Annotated in this window: 13 protein-coding genes; 7 read left to right on the forward strand and 6 right to left on the reverse strand. The window is 70.8% G+C overall.

The window, feature by feature from the left end:
- Positions 1-69: 69 nt before the first annotated feature.
- Together ACWA15_RS11220 and ACWA15_RS11225 are read left to right on the forward strand one after the other, a co-directional pair.
- Positions 70-906, forward strand: coding sequence for a sulfurtransferase (locus tag ACWA15_RS11220; RefSeq protein ID WP_464055304.1), 837 nt, complete (start codon positions 70-72; stop codon positions 904-906).
- The gene (locus tag ACWA15_RS11225) at positions 903-1,199 is read left to right on the forward strand and encodes a DUF1416 domain-containing protein (protein WP_464055305.1); all 297 of its coding nucleotides are present in this window, start codon (positions 903-905) and stop codon (positions 1,197-1,199) included. Before ACWA15_RS11220 ends, ACWA15_RS11225 begins: the two co-directional genes overlap by 4 nt.
- Positions 1,200-1,315: 116 nt before the next feature.
- On the opposite strand, the gene pflA is transcribed toward ACWA15_RS11225, so the two are convergent.
- The 5 genes from pflA to dxs form a co-directional block, all read right to left on the reverse strand.
- Complete coding sequence (pflA, locus tag ACWA15_RS11230) at positions 1,316-2,209, reverse strand: pyruvate formate-lyase-activating protein (protein WP_464059487.1); 894 nt, start codon at positions 2,207-2,209, stop codon at positions 1,316-1,318.
- Positions 2,210-2,371: 162 nt separating this feature from the next.
- Positions 2,372-4,651: a formate C-acetyltransferase gene (gene pflB / locus ACWA15_RS11235; protein ID WP_464055306.1), complete on the reverse strand. Its 2,280-nt coding sequence runs from the start codon at positions 4,649-4,651 to the stop codon at positions 2,372-2,374.
- A gap of 116 nt (positions 4,652-4,767) precedes the next feature.
- Complete coding sequence (locus ACWA15_RS11240) at positions 4,768-5,349, reverse strand: adenylyl-sulfate kinase (protein WP_464055307.1); 582 nt, start codon at positions 5,347-5,349, stop codon at positions 4,768-4,770.
- A gap of 97 nt (positions 5,350-5,446) precedes the next feature.
- Positions 5,447-6,748 carry a TrpB-like pyridoxal phosphate-dependent enzyme gene (locus ACWA15_RS11245; protein ID WP_464055308.1) on the reverse strand — a complete coding sequence of 434 codons (1,302 nt, stop codon included), beginning with the start codon at positions 6,746-6,748 and terminating at the stop codon, positions 5,447-5,449.
- A gap of 108 nt (positions 6,749-6,856) precedes the next feature.
- Positions 6,857-8,734: a 1-deoxy-D-xylulose-5-phosphate synthase gene (gene dxs, locus ACWA15_RS11250; protein WP_464055310.1), complete on the reverse strand. Its 1,878-nt coding sequence runs from the start codon at positions 8,732-8,734 to the stop codon at positions 6,857-6,859.
- A gap of 191 nt (positions 8,735-8,925) precedes the next feature.
- Between dxs and guaB1 the strand changes: the two genes are divergently transcribed.
- From guaB1 to ACWA15_RS11275, 5 genes are read left to right on the forward strand one after another with little or no spacing between them, the layout of a single operon-like run.
- Positions 8,926-10,380, forward strand: a complete 1,455-nt coding sequence (gene guaB1, locus ACWA15_RS11255; protein ID WP_464055311.1) for a GMP reductase — start codon at positions 8,926-8,928, stop codon at positions 10,378-10,380.
- A 4-nt stretch (positions 10,381-10,384) separates the two neighbouring features.
- A complete protein-coding gene (locus ACWA15_RS11260; protein ID WP_464055313.1) occupies positions 10,385-11,011 on the forward strand; it encodes an NUDIX hydrolase in 627 nt (208 codons plus the stop codon).
- Between the two features lie 13 nt (positions 11,012-11,024).
- Positions 11,025-11,783 (forward strand): glutamine amidotransferase-related protein, encoded by a 759-nt coding sequence (locus ACWA15_RS11265; RefSeq protein ID WP_464055315.1) that lies wholly within the window; start codon positions 11,025-11,027, stop codon positions 11,781-11,783.
- On the forward strand, positions 11,776-12,690 hold the full coding sequence (locus ACWA15_RS11270) for an aminoglycoside phosphotransferase family protein (RefSeq protein ID WP_464055316.1): 915 nt from the start codon (positions 11,776-11,778) through the stop codon (positions 12,688-12,690). Before ACWA15_RS11265 ends, ACWA15_RS11270 begins: the two co-directional genes overlap by 8 nt.
- 46 nt (positions 12,691-12,736) lie before the next feature.
- Positions 12,737-13,183, forward strand: a complete 447-nt coding sequence (locus tag ACWA15_RS11275) for a DUF1801 domain-containing protein (RefSeq protein ID WP_464055317.1) — start codon at positions 12,737-12,739, stop codon at positions 13,181-13,183.
- Between the two features lie 93 nt (positions 13,184-13,276).
- Here ACWA15_RS11275 and acnA read toward each other — a convergent pair whose 3' ends face one another.
- Complete coding sequence (acnA, locus tag ACWA15_RS11280; RefSeq protein WP_464055319.1) at positions 13,277-16,033, reverse strand: aconitate hydratase AcnA; 2,757 nt, start codon at positions 16,031-16,033, stop codon at positions 13,277-13,279.
- Positions 16,034-16,098 lie beyond the last annotated feature (65 nt).

The raw sequence follows: 16,098 nt of genomic DNA on the forward strand, positions 1-16,098 counted from the left end.
ATGAGCGACGCGATGACCGACACGTTCCCCAGCTGAGGGCTGCGGACGCCGACGAGGAGAACTCCGCACATGGCACGCACCGACGTACTGGTCTCTCCCGACTGGGCCGAGATGAACCTCGCCGCTCCCGGTCTCGTCTTCGTCGAGGTCGACGAAGACACCACCGCCTACGACAAGGGTCACCTGGCCGGCGCGATCAAGCTCGACTGGAAGACCGACCTGCAGGACCCGGTCCGCCGCGACTTCGTCAACAAGCAGCAGTTCGAGGCGCTCCTGTCGGCCAAGGGCATCAGCAACGACGACACCGTCGTGCTCTACGGCGGCAACAACAACTGGTTCGCCGCCTACGCCTTCTGGTACTTCACACTGTACGGCCACACCTCGGTCAAGCTCATCGACGGCGGGCGCAAGAAGTGGGAGCTGGACTCCCGCTCCCTCAGCGACGCGGTCGTCACCCGCACCCCGACGACGTACGTGGCCCAGGAGCAGGACCTGACCATCCGCGCCTTCCGCGACGAAGTCGTCGCCGCCATCGGCGACAAGAACCTCGTCGACGTGCGATCCCCGGAGGAGTTCGCCGGGACGATCCTCGGCCCCGCGCACCTCCCCCAGGAGCACGCACAGAAGGGCGGCCACGTCCCGTCCGCCATCAACATCCCGTGGAGCAAGGCGGCCAACGACGACGGCACCTTCAAGTCCGACGACGAGCTCGCCGCCCTCTACGGGGCAGCCGGCCTGGACACCACCAGGGCCACCATCGCCTACTGCCGCATCGGTGAGCGCTCCAGCCACAGCTGGTTCGTGCTCAGCCAGCTCCTCGGCCAGCCTGACGTCAAGAACTACGACGGCTCCTGGGTCGAGTACGGTTCCCTCGTGGGCGTGCCGATCGAGCGCAACGCCTCATGACCTCCTGCGGTGCACCCGACCAGAGCCTGCCCGCCGCGCCGCCGGCCGCCGGCGCCACGGTCATCGAGGGGACCCTCACCCGGTCCGGTGCACCTGTCGCCGGCGCCTACGTCCGCCTGCACGACTCCACCGGTGAGTTCACCGCCGAGGTGGTCAGCAGCCCGGAGGGCAGCTTCCGGTTCTACGCCGCGCCCGGCACCTGGGAGCTGCGTGCGCTCAGCCCGAACGGCAGCACCCGGGGAGAGCTGACGGCCGCGATCGGCCTCAATCGTGCGGAGCTCGTGCTCGTGTAGCACTCTCCGCACTCCGAAGGCGTGTGGGCACCAGGTCGATCCCGGGGGGGACGTTGATGACCGGGGCTCACACGCCTTTGGTGTCTGCGGAGGCGGGTCGCTCAGAAGACGGTGTCTCAGAAGACGAGGAGACCGCGCGCGCGGAACTGGTCGCGCACCCGCTCGACGTCCTCGGCCGAGGGCGGAGGGGTGTCCTCGAGCTCGTACTTCATCCCGAGCGAGGACCACTTGTCGCGGCCCATCTGGTGGAAGGGGAGCACCTCCACGCGGGAGACCGTGGGCAGCGACGCCGCGTAGTCGGCGATCGTCTCGATGTTCGCCGGGTCGTCGGTGAGACCGGGGACCAGGACGAAGCGCAGCCAGATCTCCACGCCCTTGTCCGCCAGCCGCCGTCCGAAGTCGAGGGTGGGCTGGAGCTCGCGCCCGGTCACCTTCGTGTACGTCTCGGGGTCGCCCGACTTCACGTCGAGCAGCACGAGGTCGATGTTCTCGAGCATCGCGTCGGTGCAGGCTGCGCCGAGGAACCCCGACGTGTCGATCGCCGTGTGGATCCCGAGCTCCTTCGCGCCGGCCAGCAGGGTGGCCGCGAAGGCGGGCTGCATGAGCACCTCTCCGCCGGAGATCGTCAGACCACCACCGGTCGAGGTGAAGACCGCCCTGTAGCGCTTGATCCGGCGCAGCAGCTCGTCGGAGGTGACCGACTCGCCGTTCTTCATCTTCATCGTGTCGGGGTTGTGGCAGTACAGGCAGCGCAGCGGGCAGCCGGCGAAGAACACCGTCATCCGGGTGCCAGGGCCGTCGACCGCGGTCACCAGCTCCCAGGAGTGGATCGACCCGAGGGTCCCGGCCCGCATCTGCTCGAGCTTGGAACCGCGGTCGAGGGCGGTGACCTCGAGACCGCCGGTGCCCACGCCACTGGCACGGCGGGTGGGGGCGGCGAAGTCCTTGTCGCCCAGCGCTGAGACGTCGGGCTCGGGCTCGGGCTCGGGCTCGGGCCGCAGGGTGGGCATGCCCAGCAGGCACGCGTCGCCAGACTCGGCGACGACCGCCGTCGGCGTCGGTGTGCTGCTCATGATGGGTGCCTTCCGTGCTCGCCGGGCGTCCTGCGATGGTGGTCGGCACCCGCCGCAGGGGCGGGTGCCGACCGGTTCACCTCCGGAGGAGGTGGTCTCTCACGCGGAGGTGTGGAACGTCCGGGTGAGGATGTCGAGCTGCTGCTCGCGCGTCAGCTTGACGAAGTTGACCGCGTAGCCGGAGACCCGCACCGTGAGGCTGGGGTAGTTCTCCGGGTGCTCGATCGCGTCCTCGAGCGTCTCACGGTTGAGGACGTTGATGTTCGCGTGGAACAGGCCCTCCCCCATGCCGGCGTCGAGGATGCCCACGAGGTTGGCGACCTGCTCGTCCTTGGTGCGTCCCAGGCCGCTCGGGGTGATCGTGTTCGTCAGCGAGATGCCGTCGAGCGCGTCGTTGTAGTCGAGCTTGCCGACCGAGAGCATCGAGGCGACCATCCCGTGGGTGTCCATCCCGTTCTCGGGGTTGGCACCGGGCGCGAAGGGCTCGCCCTTGCGGTGACCGGAGGGGAAGTTCCCGGTCGCCTTGCCGTAGACGACGTTCGAGGTGATCGTCAGGACCGACTGGGTCGGCACCGCGTCGCGGTAGAGCGGCAGCGCACGGATCTTGTCCATGACCGTCTTGACCACGAGCTGGGCGATCGAGTCGGCACCGTCGTCGTCGTTGCCGTAGACCGGGAAGTCACCTTCGGTGACGTAGTCGACGACAAGGCCGGACTCGTCGCGGACCGGGGTGACCTTGGCGTGCTTGATGGCCGAGAGGCTGTCGGTGACGATGGACAAACCCGCGATGCCGCAGCCCATGGTGCGGACGATGTCGGAGTCGTGCAGCGCCATCTCGATGGCCTCGTAGGCGTACTTGTCGTGGCTGTAGTGGATGATGTTCAGCGCCTCGACGTACGTGCCCACGACCCAGTCGAGCATCGCGTCGTACTTGGCCCACACCTCGTCGAAGGAGAGCGGGGCGTCCGTGGCGATCGGGTCGAAGCCGGTGACGATCTGCTTGCCGTTCATCTCGTCACGGCCGCCGTTGATCGCGTAGAGCAGGCTCTTGGCCGCGTTGACCCGGGCGCCGAAGAACTGCATCTGCTTGCCGACCCGCATCGGGGACACACAGCACGCGATCGCGGCGTCGTCACCCCAGTGCTGGCGGATCTGGTTGTCGGACTCGTACTGGATCGCCGAGGTCTCGATGCTGATCGCGGCGCAGAAGTCCTTGTATCCCTGGGGCAGCTTGTCGTCCCAGAAGATCGTGATGTTGGGCTCGGGCGCCGGGCCGAGGTTGCGCAGGGTCTGCAGCAGGCGGAACGAGGTCTTGGTGACCTGCGTGCGGCCGTCGTCGCCGAAGCCCGCGTCGGACCAGGTCGCCCAGTACGGGTCGCCGGAGAAGATCTGGTCGTAGTCGATCGTGCGCAGGAAGCGGGTGATGCGCAGCTTGATGACCAGTGCGTCGATGAGCTCCTGAGCCTCGGACTCGGTCAGGGTGCCTTCGGCGAAGTCACGCTCGACGTAGACGTCGATGAAGGCGGACAGCCGTCCGATGCTCATGGCCGCACCGTCCTGGGACTTCACTGCCGCGAGGTAGCCGAAGTACGTCCACTGGACGGCCTCCTTGGCGTTGGCGGCCGGGCGACCGAGGTCGAAGCCGTACTGCTCACCGAGGTTCTTGAGCTTCTTGAGCGCCTTGACCTGCTCGGAGTGCTCTTCGCGGTACCGGGCCCAGTTCTCCGAGAACGGCTGGTCGGCGACGAGGTCCTTGTCCTTGAGCTTCTCAGCCATGAGGAAGTCCACGCCGTACAGCGCCACCCGGCGGTAGTCACCGATGATCCGGCCGCGGCCGTAGGAGTCGGGCAGGCCGGTGATGATGTGCGAGGAGCGGGCCGCGCGGATGCGCGGGGTGTAGATGTCGAAGACACCCTCGTTGTGGGTCTTGCGGTACTTGGTGAAGATCTCCTTCACCTTGGGGTCGGGCTCGAGCCCGGCCTCCTTGATCGCGGTCTCGACCATCCGCCATCCGCCGTAGGGCATCATCGCGCGCTTGAGCGGGGTGTCGGTCTGCAGGCCGACGATGACGTCGTCGTCAGCGCTGATGTAGCCGGCCGGGAAGGCGTCGACGTCGGCTGGGGTGTGGGTGTCCACGTCGTAGACGCGCTTGGCGCGCTCGACCGAGAGGTACTCCTTCTCGAGGGTGTCCCACACGGCAAGAGTCTTCGCCGTGGGACCTGCCAGGAAGGAGGTGTCCCCCTCGAAGGGCGTGTAGTTGCGCTGGATGAAGTCGCGGACGTCGACGGCCGCGGTCCAGTCACCCTCGGCGAAGGTGCGCCATGGCTGGGGGGTGCTGGCACCGGTGGTGTTGGTGGTGCCTTCTGCTGTGGTGGTCATCGCCATCTCCTTGGGGAATCCCTCGACCTGTTGATCTTGTCTTCCACACTAGGAAGTTATTGATGGGACGACTTGGGACCTAAGGCCCCCAGACGCCCAGAAGGCTGAGTTGTGCATCACACCCAGCCGCGGGTGTCGTGACCATTCTCCCCGCTCGCCGTCCTCGGTGGCGAGCGCCACCCCGTGAGGGCGAGAACCGTCTGCGCCACGGCGACGATCGTCGCGTCGGTCGTGTCCACCCGCGCCACCCACTCGGGGGTGCGTGAGCGCAGGTCAGCGCTCCACCGGGCGCTGCGGGCCAGGTGCTCGTCCAGCTCGGAACCCTGTTCCCGGGCGCCCAGCCGGGCACCGATCGCTCGGTCGTCGGCCTCGAGCAGCACAGCCATGACCTCCGCCAGCGGGTCGACGGCGTCCCGGAGCGCGTCGACCTCGAGCACGCTGACGGTGTTGACGTAGATCAGCCGGTGCTGACCGACCTCCCGGTAGGTCCCCCACAGCGCCTGCAGGTTGGTCAGGGTGAGCCACGGACGCCCGGAGTCCATGGGGCCCGGGTAGCTCGCGTCGAGGTTGTCCCCGTCGATGAGCGCGTGGGCCACCCGCGCACGCCGCAGCGCGGCGCTGACCTCCAGGGCCACGCTCGTCTTCCCCGTGCCGCTCGCGCCGCCGATGAAGAGGATCTCGGTGAGTGCGGTGGTCACGGCGTCGGCGGGCCGGCCCGCCGGGCCGGGTCGAAGGTCACTTGCGCCCGGCGACCCCGCGTGCATGCAGTTCCTGGGCGCGCCGGGTGCAGGCGGCTCACACGTACTCGGCGTAGGCCGGGAGGTCGAGTGCGCCGTTGCCGGACAGGCCGATGACGATGACCTCCGGCTCGGTGACCGTGCGGGCGTAGGTCATCGCCGCGGCGAGGGCGTGCGTCGACTCCGGGGCCGGGACGATGCCCTCGGCGCGGGCGAAGAGCACCCCGGCGGCGAAGGCGTCGTCCTGCTCGATCGCGACGGCCTCCATGAGCCCGAGGTTGACCGTGTGGGAGACCATCGGCGCCATGCCGTGGTACCGCAGCCCGCCGGCGTGGATGGCCGGTGGCACGAAGTCCGTGCCGAGGGTGTGCATCTTGAGCAACGGGGTCAGGCCGGCGACGTCGCCGTGGTCGTAGCGGTACTCCCCCTGCGTCAGCGAGGGGCACGCAGCCGGCTCGCAGGCCACCACCCGGGTCGTGGTGCCCTCGCGCAGGTTCTTGCCGATGAACGGGAAGGACAGCCCCGCGAGGTTCGAGCCGCCGCCCGCGCACCCGAACACCACGTCGGCCTGTGTCTCCCCGGCCTGGTCGAGCTGGTCGAGGGCCTCGATCCCGATCACCGACTGGTGCAGCATCACGTGGTTGAGCACGCTGCCCAGGGAGTAGTGCGCGTTCGGGTCGCCGGCGGCGACCTCCACGGCCTCGCTAATCGCCATGCCGAGCGACCCGGTCGTGTTCGGGGTCGCGGCGAGGATGGCTCGGCCGGACTCGGTGAGGTCCGAGGGCGAGGAGTGGCACACGCCCCCGTAGACCTCCATCTGGAACCGGCGGTACGGCTTGGACTCGTAGGAGGCACGCACCTGCCACACCTCGCAGGTCAGCCCGAGCATCGCGCAGGCCATGGACAGCGACGCGCCCCACTGACCGGCGCCGGTCTCGGTCGTCAGCTTGGTGATGCCCTCGACGGCGTTGTAGTACACCTGCGCGACGGCGGTGTTCGGCTTGTGCGAGCCGACCGGGCTCACGCCCTCGTACTTGTAGTAGATCCGCGCAGCGGTGCCTAGCTCACGCTCGAGCCGGTGAGCGCGCACGAGCGGGGCCGGCCTCCACTGCGCGTAGATCTCCCGGACCACCTGCGGGATCTCGATGTACCGCTCGGTCGAGACCTCCTGCTCGATGAGCGCCATCGGGAAGAGCGGGGCCAGGTCGGCCGGGACCAGCGGCTCCCGCGTGCCCGGGTGCAGGTGCGGAGGCACCGGGGAAGGGAGGTCGGCGTTGAGGTTGTACCAGTGCGTGGGCACGTTCGCCGGGATGGAGAAGCCGATCGGCTCGAGGGAACGAACTGTCGTGGGGGTGCTCATGGGGATCCTTCTCTCACGGATTCGCCGGCGAGCGACTCCCCCGCCTCGAAGGCCGCGGGACCACCCGTCGTTGGGTCACGGCCACAGCATATAACCCTCCCGTGCAGGTCAGCGCGCTAGGGCGTCGAGCACGTCCCGGGCGATGTCGGGGGCGCCCAACCGGTTCGCCGCCACGATCTGGGCCCGGGTGGCGTGGTCGAGGAAGGCGGTGGGCAGCCCGACCGTGTGCACCCGGGTGCCCAGCCCGGCGCGGGCGGCCCGCTCCCCCAGCAGCGCGCCGATGCCACCCTCGGCCAGACCGTCCTCGATCGTCACCACGAGATCGTGCTCGCCGGTGAGCTTGACGAGCATCTCGGGCAGGGGCAGCACCCAGGTCGGTGCGGCTACCGTCGTGGCCACGCCGTGCGCGGCGAGCAGCTCGCTGACCTCGAGCGCAGTGGTCGCCATCGAGCCGACGCCGACCACGAGCACCCGCACCGCCGCGGCGTCGGGCTCTTCCCGGGCGAGGATGTCCACGCCGTCGAGGGTGTCCACCGCCGCGAGGGGCGCCCCCATGCTGCCCTTGGGGTAGCGCACCACGCTCGGGGCGTCGTCGATGTCGACCGCGCGGCGCAGCGCGGCGCGCAGCGTCGGCTCGTCCCGGGGGGCGGCCAGGTGCAGGCCGGGCACGATGCGCAGCATGGCCAGGTCCCACATGCCGTTGTGGCTCGCGCCGTCGTCTCCGGTGATCCCGGCACGGTCCAGGACGAAGGTGACCCCGGCCTTGTGCAGGGCGACGTCCATGAGGACCTGGTCGAAGGCCCGGTTGAGGAAGGTCGCGTAGAGCGCGACGACGGGGTGCAGCCCCGCGAACGCCATGCCGGCCGCGCTCGTGGCCGCGTGCTGCTCGGCGATCCCGACGTCGAAGGTCCGGGTCGGGAACGCCGTCTCGAAGGGTGCGAGGCCGACCGGGGCGAGCATCGCGGCGGTGATCGCCACGACGTCGGGCCGGGCGTGACCGATCGCGACGATCTCCTCCGCGAACACCTTGGTCCACCCGAAGCGGGACGGGGCGACGGGCAGCCCGGTCTCGGGGTGGATCTGCCCGACGGCGTGGAAGCGGTCGGCGACGTCCTGCTCGGCCGGGGTGTACCCGCGCCCCTTCTCGGTGATGACGTGGACGAGCACCGGTCCGCCGAAGGTCTTCGCTGCCCGCAGCGCCCGCTCGACCGCGGCGATGTCGTGCCCGTCGACGGGGCCGATGTACTTGATGCCCAGATCCTCGAACATCCCCTGCGGGGCGACGACGTCCTTGATGCCCTTCTTCAGCCCGTGCAGGGCGTCGTAGGCGACGCGCCCGGGCGGGCCGGAGCGGCGCAGCGTGCGCTTGCCCCAGGACAGCACGTTCTCGTAGCCGCGCGTGGTGCGCAGGGTGTCGAGGTGGTGGGCCATGCCGCCGATCGTGGGGGCGTAGGAGCGGCCGTTGTCGTTGACGACGAGCACGAGGCGCCGGTCCGGTCCGGCGGCGATGTTGTTGAGTGCCTCCCAGGCCATCCCGCCGGTCAGGGCGCCGTCGCCCATGACCGCGACCACGTGCCGGTCGGTGCGCCCGCGCACGAGGTTCGCCTTGGCGATCCCGTCCGCCCAGCTCAGCGCGGTCGAGGCGTGGGAGTTCTCGACGATGTCGTGGACGGACTCGGCGCGGCTGGGGTAGCCCGACAGGCCCTCGCGCTTGCGCAGGTCGGCGAAGTTCTGCCGGCCGGTGAGCAGCTTGTGCACGTACGCCTGGTGCCCGGTGTCGAAGACGAAGGAGTCCGACGGTGAGGAGAACACCCGGTGCATGCCGATCGTCAGCTCGACGACGCCGAGGTTGGGGCCCAGATGCCCACCCGTGCGCGAGACGGACTGCACGAGGAAGTCGCGGATCTCGGCTGCCAGGTCGTCTGACTGCGCCGGCGTGAGCCGACGGAGGTCCTCAGGTGACCGGATCGATTCCAGCAGCCCCATGGCGTTGCCTCCTCTGCTGCCGCGGTAGCTCGGGGAGCGAGCTCGCACGCGGCGTCGTCGTGCGGGATGCACGGGGGTCCACTCTATTGGGCGCCCGGCGCGGGTGCGCCCCGGTGGCCGCGCCACCGGACAACCACACAGGATCCACACGTTCGGTCCGGGCCGCCGGCGCCGTTTCGTAGACTGGTGGCATGCGCTTCTTGGATGGACACCCGCCCACGACCGACCTCACCTACGGCGACGTCTTCCTCGTCCCCGCCCGCTCCGAGGTGACCTCCCGCTTCGACGTCGACCTCGCCAGCCACGACGGGACCGGCACGACGATCCCGCTGGTCGTGGCGAACATGACCGCGGTGTCCGGGCGGCGGATGGCCGAGACGATCGCCCGGCGCGGCGGGATCGCGGTCATCCCCCAGGACATCCCCACCGAGGTGGTGGCCGACGTCGTGGCGACGGTCAAGTCCAAGCACCTCGTCGTGGAGAGCCCCGTGACGGTCTCCCCCGCCGACACCGTGCACACCGCGCTCACGCTGATCGGCAAGCGGTCCCACGGCGCGGCGATCGTCGTGCAGTCCGGTCGCCCGGTGGGCATCGTCACCGCCTCGGACTGCCTCGGGGTAGACCGGTTCACGCAGGTCCACCAGGTGATGTCGGCCAACCCGACGCTCATCGACGCCGCCGTGCTCGCCGGCTCCGGCGCCGACGGCATGCGCACGGCCTTCGACCAGCTGCACACCTCCCGGCGCAAGCTCGCCCCGGTGGTCCACGACGGTGAGCTCGTCGGTGTGCTCACCCGGATCGGCGCGCTGCGCTCGAGCATCTACGACCCGGCCACCGACGCCCAGGGCCGGCTGCGCATCGCCGCCGCGGTCGGCATCAACGGGGACGTGGCCGCCAAGACCGCCGAGCTGCTCGCAGCCGGCGTCGACGTGATCGTCGTGGACACCGCCCACGGTCACCAGGCCAAGATGCTCAGCGCGCTGGCCGCCGTCCGCTCCGTCTCCCCGGACGTGCCGATCGTGGCCGGCAACGTCGTCACCGCCCAGGGGGTCACCGACCTCGTGGCGGCCGGCGCCGACATCGTCAAGGTCGGGGTGGGCCCCGGTGCCATGTGCACCACCCGGATGATGACCGGAGTCGGGCGCCCCCAGTTCTCGGCCGTCCTCGAGTGCGCCGCGCGCGCCACCGAGCTCGGCAAGCACGTCTGGGCCGACGGCGGCGTGCGCCACCCGCGCGACGTCGCCCTCGCCCTGGCCGCGGGCGCCTCCCAGGTGATGGTCGGGTCCTGGTTCGCCGGCACCCACGAGAGCCCCGGCGACCTGCACGACGACGGCAACGGCCGCCAGTACAAGGAGAGCTTCGGGATGGCCTCGGCCCGGGCCGTGGCCGCGCGGACGGCGGGCGGCTCGCCCTTCGACCGGGCCCGCAAGGCGCTCTTCGAGGAGGGCATCTCCTCCTCCCGGATGTACCTCGACCCCGCGCGCCCCGGCGTCGAGGACCTCATCGACCAGATCACCTCGGGGCTGCGCAGCGCGTGCACGTACGCGGGGGCCACCAGCCTGCCCGAGTTCGCCGAGCGGGCGGTCGTGGGGGTCCAGTCGGCGGCCGGCTACGAGGAGGGTCGCCCGCTGCCCGCCGGGTGGTGAGCTGGTGGTGAACCCGGTGGCCGAGCCCGTGCGGACCCAGCTCGACCGCCTCGTGCTCTCCGGCCACACGTGGGACCGCCCGACGTCCCCGCTCGCGGCCCGGGCCGCGGCCGTGCTCGTCCTGTTCGCGGACGAGGGCTCCCCGGACCTGCTGTTCGTCGAGCGGGCGGCCTCCCTCAACCACCACCCCGGCCAGATCGCCTTCCCGGGCGGGCGGGGCGACCCCGACGACTCCGGGCCGGTGGCCGCGGCGCTGCGGGAGGGCGCGGAGGAGACCGGCCTGGACCCGGCCGGCGTCGACGTCGTCGGCATGCTGGGCGACGTCCCCCTGCCGGTCAGCAACCACGTCGTCACCCCGGTGCTGGCCTGGTGGGAGACCCCGTGCGCGGTGGGGGTCATGGACCCGGCGGAGTCGGCGGCGGTCTTCCGGGTCCCGGTCGCCGCGCTGCTGGACCCCGCGAACCGCGGGTCGGCGGTGATCCACCGCGGGTCACGGACCTTCGACAGCCCGGCCTTCGTCGTCGGCGAGCGGATCGTCTGGGGCTTCACCGGGCTCGTCCTCGACGGCATCTTCGACGCCCTCGGCTGGACCCGGCCGTGGGTGCCGCGGCCGATCCGCGTGCCGCTCTGACTACCATGGCGGCATGCCCCTCTCCCCCGCACCTGACCCCGCCCGCACGGTCCTGGTCATCCAGCACGCCGCCTGGGAGGAACCCGGCATCCTCACCGCGGCCCTCCGCTCGCGCGGGCTGCCGGTCCGTACGGTCACCGTGCTGGACGAGGCGGACCCCGACCTGCCGGGTGCCGCCGACCTCTGCGGCCTCGTCGTCATGGGCGGGCCGATGGGCGCCCTCGACGACGCGACCCACCCCGGGCTCGCCGCCGAACGCCGGCTGCTGGCCGAGGCGACCGCTGCCGGGGTGCCGGTCCTGGGGATCTGCCTGGGCATGCAGCTGCTAGCCGTCGCGCTCGGGGCGGCCCTGCACCCCGGTCACGGCTCCGAGGTCGGGCTGGCCCCGGTCGCGCTGACCGGCGCGGGTCTGCGCGACCCGATGCTCTACCCGCTCGCCGTCGACGCCACACCCGACCCCGTCGTGCTGCACTGGCACGCCGACGCCGTCGACGCACCGCCGGGCTCGACCGTCCTGGCCTCCTCCGACCTCACCCCCGTGCAGGCCTTCCGCCACGGCAGCGCCCTGGGCCTGCAGTTCCACCTCGAGGTGGACGGCCCGCTGCTCAAGCGGTGGCTCACCGAGCCGGCGATGACCAGCGACCTGTCCCCGGGCGCCGCGGCCCAGATGACCACGGACGCGGCCGCCCGGTTCCCGAGCCTGGTGCCGCGCGCCCACGTCGTGTTCGGCGCCTTCGCCGACGCGGCCGCTGCCACGAGTCTGCGTGGCTGACAAGCCCGCGGCCGAGGTCGTCGTCGACGTCGCGCTCGTCCGCCGCCTGCTGGCCGACCAGTGCCCCCAGGTCGACGGCCTGGGCGCGGTGGCCGAGCTTGACCTCACCCTGGTCTCCCAGGGGTGGGACAACACGATGCTGCGCCTGGGCGACACCGCCGCCGTGCGCGTCCCCCGACGCGCCCTCGGCGCGCAGCTGCTGATCAACGAGCAGACCTGGTTGGCGGGCATCGCCTCGATGGTCGACGCGACGGTCCCCGCACCCCTGTTCGCGGGCTCACCGACCTCGTACTACCCGTGGCACTGGAGCGTGGTCCCGTGGATCGAGGGGCAGGTGGCCGGCGCCCTCGACCGGGCACGGCTGCGACCGGTCGCCGGGCCGCTCGCACGGTTCCTCACCCAGCTGCACCTCCCCGCACCCGCCGACGGACCGGTCAACCCGGTGCGCGGCGGGCCGCTCGCCGGTCGTGACGCCGCTGTGCACGAGCGGCTCGAGGCCGTCGCCCACCCGCGCACCGACGAGCTGCGCGAGGTGTGGGCGCGGGCCCTCGCCTCCCCCGGGTGGGACGGCCCACCGCTGTGGCTGCACGGTGATCTGCACCCGTTCAACATCGTGGTCGGTGCCTCCGCGGCCGGTGACCTCGAGCTGCGGGCGGTCGTCGACTTCGGGGACATGAGCTCGGGCGACCCGGCCTGCGACCTCGCCGCGGCCTGGCTGGTCTTCGACGCACCGGGGCGGGCCACGTTCCGCGGGGCGGTTGAGGCGGGCGGCCCGCAAGGTGCGGCGACGTGGGACCGCGCCCGCGGCTGGGCACTGGCCATGGCGACCTCCCTGCTGGCCCACAGCGACGACGACCCGGCCTTCGCGGCGCTCGGCGAGGCCGTCGTCGCCGAGCTGCTGGGCTGAGCCCGACCCCGCTGCACCGCGGACCCCGCGCGCGCATACTGACCCCATGGCACCCACACCCGTGACGGCCCCCCACGACGGCGACGTCGCCGCCTTCGTGGCCGCGATCGCCCACCCGGTCCGGCACCGGGACGCCGAGACGCTCCTGGCCCTCATGGGCCGGGTGACCGGGCAGCCTCCCGTCCTGTGGGGTCCCTCGATCATCGGGTTCGGGCAGTACCACTACCAGTACCCGAGCGGGCGCCAGGGCGATGCGGGGGCCGCCGGGTTCTCCCCGCGCAAGGCGGCGAGCACCATCTACCTGCCCGACGGCGTCGGCGCGCACGCCGACCTGCTCGCCCGGCTCGGCCCGCACACGACCGGCCTGGTCTGCCTCTACATCAAGGATCTGGCCGCCGTCGACCTCGCCGTCCTGGAGGAGGTCGTCTCCCGGTCCTACGCGGCGGTCACCGCCGGCACCTTCGCCCAGCGCGCCCGCGACTCCTCCACATAGCGGCCTTGTAGCGGCGCAGACACCGACGGCGGGGCGCCCACCGTGGTGAGCGCCCCGCCGTCGGGCGGTGCTGGTGCTGTGCGGGCTACCGGGTCAGGTGGTGACCAGCGACCGGAGCACGTACTGCAGGATCCCGCCGTTGCGGTAGTAGTCCGCCTCGCCCGGGGTGTCGATGCGCAGGTCGGCGTCGAACGCGACGACCGAACCGTCGCTCTTCGTCGCGGTGACGTGCAGCGTCTCGGGGGTGAAGCCCTCGTTGAGGCCCGTGACACCGGAGATGTCGAAGGTCTCGGTGCCGTCCAGGCCGAGGGTGTCGGCGTTCTGACCGGCCGGGAACTGCAGCGGCAGGACGCCCATGCCGATGAGGTTGGAGCGGTGGATCCGCTCGAAGCTCTCGGTGATGACGGCCTTGACGCCGAGCAGCGCGGTGCCCTTCGCGGCCCAGTCGCGGGAGGACCCGGAGCCGTACTCCTTGCCACCGAGGACGACGAGCGGCACGCCGGCTGCGGCGTAGTCCTGGGCGGCGTCATAGATGAAGGACTGCTCACCCTTGATGAAGTTGAAGGTGTAGCCACCCTCGACGTTCTCCAGGAGCTGGTTGCGCAGGCGGATGTTCGCGAAGGTCCCGCGGATCATGACCTCGTGGTTCCCGCGGCGTGAGCCGTAGGAGTTGTAGTCACGACGCTCCACGCCGTTCGCGGCGAGGTACTCCGCGGCCGGCGTCCCGGGCTTGATCGCCCCGGCCGGGCTGACGTGGTCGGTGGTGACCGAGTCGCCGAGCTTGGCGAGCACGCGGGCACCGGAGATGTCGGTGACCGGGTCCGGGGTCAGGCCCATGCCCTCGAAGTACGGGGGCTTGCGCACGTAGGTGGACGTGGGGTCCCACTCGAAGGTGTTGCCCACCGGGGTGGGCAGCGCGCGCCAGCGCTCGTCGCCGGTGAAGACGTCCGCGTAGTCCTTGGTGAACATCGCGCGGTCGATCGAGGAGTCGATCGTCGTCTGGACGTCTTCGGGCGTGGGCCAGATGTCGCGCAGGAAGACCGGGTGGCCCTCGCCGTCGCGTCCCAGCGGCTGGTGCTCGAAGTCGAACTCCATCGTCCCGGCCAGCGCGTACGCGATGACCAGCGGCGGGGATGCGAGGTAGTTCATCTTCACGTCGGGGTTGATGCGACCCTCGAAGTTGCGGTTTCCGGAGAGCACCGACACCACGGCGAGGTCGTGGTCGTTGACCGCGGTCGAGATGTTCTCGTCGAGCGGGCCGGAGTTGCCGATGCACGTGGCGCAGCCGTAGCCGACGAGGTGGAAGCCGAGGGCCTCGAGGTAGGGCCACAGCCCCGCCTTCTCGTAGTAGTTCGTGACGACCTGCGAGCCCGGCGCCATGGACGTCTTGACCCACGGCTTGGCGACCAGGCCCTTCTCGACGGCCTTCTTCGCCAGGATCCCGGCGGCCATCATGACCGAGGGGTTCGAGGTGTTGGTGCAGGAGGTGATCGAGGCGATCGCCACGGCGCCGTGGAACAGCCCGAAGGACCGGCCCTGGGTGTCGGTCACGTCGACCACACGGTGGGAGTGCTCGGTGATCGAGGGCGGGTCCGAGGCCGGGAAGGACTCCTTCTCGGCCTCGTCGACGGCGTCGAACACCTCGGGGGCGTAGACCGGCAGGTCGCGGGTGAACGCGGCCTTCGCCTGGGACAGCTCGATGCGGTCCTGGGGGCGCTTCGGTCCGGCGATCGAGGGGACGACCGTGGACAGGTCGAGCTCGAGGTACTCGGAGAACTGCGGTTCGACGTACGTCGGTGAGGACGGGTCGAGCCACATGCCCTGCTCCTTGGCGTACGCCTCGACGAGAGCGAGCTGCTCCTCGGAGCGGCCGGTCAGGCGCAGGTAGTCCAGGGTGACGCCGTCGATCGGGAAGATCGCCGCGGTCGAGCCGAACTCGGGGCTCATGTTGCCGATGGTGGCGCGGTTGGCGAGCGGCACGGCCGCGACGCCCACTCCGTAGAACTCGACGAACTTGCCCACCACGCCGTGCTGGCGCAGCTGCTGGGTGATCGTGAGGACCACGTCGGTGGCCGTGACACCGGAGGGGATGAGGCCGGTGAGCTTGAACCCGACGACGCGCGGGATGAGCATCGAGACGGGCTGACCGAGCATCGCGGCCTCGGCCTCGATGCCGCCGACGCCCCAGCCGAGCACGCCCAGGCCGTTGACCATGGTCGTGTGGGAGTCGGTGCCCACGCAGGTGTCGGGGTAGGCGCGCAGCACACCGTCGACCTCGCGGGTCATGACGGTGCGGGCGAGGAACTCGATGTTGACCTGGTGCACGATCCCGGTGCCCGGGGGGACGACCTTGAAGTCGTCGAAGGCCGTCTGGCCCCAGCGCAGGAACTGGTAGCGCTCGCGGTTGCGCTCGTACTCGAGCTCGACGTTGCGCTCGAAGGCGTCGGCGCGGCCGGCGACGTCGATCTGCACGGAGTGGTCGATGACGAGCTCGGCCGGGGCGAGCGGGTTGATCCGCTCGGGGTCGCCGCCGAGGTCGGCGACGGCCTCACGCATGGTAGCGAGGTCGACGATGCACGGCACCCCGGTGAAGTCCTGCATGATCACGCGCGCGGGCGTGAACTGGATCTCGGTGTCGGGCTGGGCGTCGGGGTCCCAGTTCGCGATCGCGGTGACGTGATCAGCGGTGATGTTCGCGCCGTCTTCGGTGCGGAGGAGGTTCTCAGCGAGAACCTTGAGGCTGAACGGAAGCTTGTCCGTGCCCGGTACTGCGGAGAGTCGGAAGATCTCGTACGAGGTGCCGTCGACCTCGAGAGCTCCCTTCGATCCGAACGTGTCCACGCTGCTCACGTAGGCTCCTCTTCAGTTGCTTGTGTCTGTCACTTGGGGGATTGACCCAGCCTACGCCGGGCTGT

It is taken from the genome of Sanguibacter sp. TS_SC_8, from assembly GCF_055361235.1.

What these genes read in the sequence shown, in the direction of transcription:
- dxs (WP_464055310.1), bottom strand. Translation starts at nt 8,734, where the DNA reads ATGGGGCTGCTGGAATCGATCCGGTCACCTGAGGACCTCCGTCGGCTC.
- ACWA15_RS11220 (WP_464055304.1), top strand. Translation starts at nt 70, where the DNA reads ATGGCACGCACCGACGTACTGGTCTCTCCCGACTGGGCCGAGATGAAC.
- ACWA15_RS11265 (WP_464055315.1), top strand. Translation starts at nt 11,025, where the DNA reads ATGCCCCTCTCCCCCGCACCTGACCCCGCCCGCACGGTCCTGGTCATC.
- pflB (WP_464055306.1), bottom strand. Translation starts at nt 4,651, where the DNA reads ATGACCACCACAGCAGAAGGCACCACCAACACCACCGGTGCCAGCACC.
- ACWA15_RS11225 (WP_464055305.1), top strand. Translation starts at nt 903, where the DNA reads ATGACCTCCTGCGGTGCACCCGACCAGAGCCTGCCCGCCGCGCCGCCG.
- guaB1 (WP_464055311.1), top strand. Translation starts at nt 8,926, where the DNA reads ATGCGCTTCTTGGATGGACACCCGCCCACGACCGACCTCACCTACGGC.
- ACWA15_RS11245 (WP_464055308.1), bottom strand. Translation starts at nt 6,748, where the DNA reads ATGAGCACCCCCACGACAGTTCGTTCCCTCGAGCCGATCGGCTTCTCC.
- pflA (WP_464059487.1), bottom strand. Translation starts at nt 2,209, where the DNA reads ATGCCCACCCTGCGGCCCGAGCCCGAGCCCGAGCCCGAGCCCGACGTC.
- ACWA15_RS11275 (WP_464055317.1), top strand. Translation starts at nt 12,737, where the DNA reads ATGGCACCCACACCCGTGACGGCCCCCCACGACGGCGACGTCGCCGCC.